The sequence below is a fragment of the Kitasatospora sp. NPDC007106 genome (assembly GCF_040634455.1).
Lineage (GTDB): Bacteria > Actinomycetota > Actinomycetes > Streptomycetales > Streptomycetaceae > Kitasatospora > Kitasatospora arboriphila.
This window is the reverse complement of record NZ_JBEYFP010001305.1, coordinates 1-1,272: the sequence shown is the minus strand read 5'-3', so window position 1 is coordinate 1,272 and position 1,272 is coordinate 1. Positions and strand designations below refer to the sequence as shown.

The following is a 1,272-nucleotide window of genomic DNA, read 5'->3' as shown; positions in this document are numbered from 1 at the left end:
CTGCCGGGCACCGCCCGCCGGTGCGACCCGCCGCCCGCCCGGCGCGTGGACGGGCCGGGCCCGTACCGGTCCACCGGCTCCCCGCTCGGGTACTCCGTCATCTGCTCTCCTCCGTCGACCGGTCGACTGCCCTTCCGGACAGGAGACCCTCATCCGGGCCGGGGATAACGGAAATCGCGCGAATGTTCACGGAAAAACTGCCGCCGCCGACCGTGGCGCGGCGCGGCACGGTCCGGCCGGCCGTTGCAGGCCGCTCAGGGCACCAGCAGCACCAGGACGGGACCGGTGGCGAACGTCATCGCGCTGCCGCCGGGCAGGGTGAACGACGTGCCCGCGGCGGGGTCCGGACGGCTCCAGCTGACGTCCCACACCCGGCCGTCGCGCAGCACCTCCGCCCGGCCCGCGCCGGTGGTCCGGGTGAACACCTCGTTGTCGGGATGGCCGGCGTTGAAGTCGGTGAAGAGACCGGGCACCGTGCTGACGTGCTGGACGACGACGGTCGCCGTCCCGGACCAGGCCGGGTGGCCGTCCACCGCGACGCCGTACGTGCTGCCGTCGAAGCGCACGCCGATGGACGCGGAGGGCAGGTGCCAGGTCATGGCGTCGAGCGTTCTGCCGCCGTCCGGTGCGGTGCCGAACACGAAACCGGGGGAGCGGGCGGGAACGGACGGGAACCGGGCGAGGACCTGGTGCGGGTCGAGGAAGGTGGGGTCCACGGCGTCGTGGGTGAACGCGCCGGGGTCGTTCGGCGGGGTGACGTTCTGCACGTCGGCCCGCTCCAGGAGCGGAAGGAGGCCGCTGATGGCGCCGCTGTAGGCGAAGTCCAGGCGCCCGTACTGCTGCAGGAGCGGGATGTCGGTCTGCCGGGCGGAGCGCACCGGGCCGATCAGGGCGGGCAGGTGGTTCGCGTCGTACACGGCGAGGAACCGGGAGAGGCCGCCCTCGACCTGGATCCAGTACACGATGTCGGCGCGGGCGAGTCCCTGCTGGATCGACTGGACCCGGGCACCGACGTTGTCGATCTTCACGGCGAGGGTGTTGCCCGCCGTGCCGACGTTGTCGAGCGGGTTCGGGAGACCGGGCACTCCTGGTACTCCTGGCAGTCCGGACTCCGGGGCGTCGGACGGCGCGGGCACGCTCGGTGCCGGGGCGGTGGACGCGGCCGGTGCCCTCGGTTCCGGGGCGCTGCCGGCACAGCCCTGGAGGGACGCGAGCCCGATGCCGGCCCCGGCCGCCGCGAGCGGCAGCCCGATCCGGGCGCGGACGCGTCGC

At 74.2% G+C, this 1,272-nt stretch carries 1 protein-coding gene; it reads right to left on the bottom strand.

What is annotated here, in order from left to right; genetic code table 11:
- Positions 1–254: 254 nt before the first annotated feature.
- Positions 255–1,272 (bottom strand): DUF3048 domain-containing protein (locus ABZ641_RS38045; RefSeq protein ID WP_359989207.1); only part of this gene is annotated, 1,018 nt, incomplete at its 5' end.